This is a genomic window from Bacillus cereus group sp. BfR-BA-01355 (genome assembly GCF_022663675.1).
Lineage (GTDB): Bacteria > Bacillota > Bacilli > Bacillales > Bacillaceae_G > Bacillus_A > Bacillus_A thuringiensis_S.
On record NZ_JAKUFY010000513.1, the window covers coordinates 1 to 213 of the forward strand.

Below are 213 nucleotides of genomic sequence, written 5' to 3' on the forward strand. Positions count from 1 at the left end.
ACTCTCACAGGGACAAGGTCCCAACTACCATCGGCGCTAGAGAGCTTAACTTCCGTGTTCGGTATGGGAACGGGTGTGACCTCTCTGCCATCATCACCAAACTATTGAAGGCATATTCCTTCAAAACTAGATAACATTTGCTACATATTATATGGTTAAGTCCTCGATCTATTAGTATTCGTCAGCTCCACATGTCACCATGCTTCCACCTCG

Annotated in this window: 1 rRNA gene; it reads right to left on the reverse strand. The window is 45.5% G+C overall.

The features are described from left to right. Positions 1-101, reverse strand: a 5S ribosomal RNA gene (rrf, locus tag MR167_RS32710); the annotation flags it as partial. Positions 102-213 lie beyond the last annotated feature (112 nt).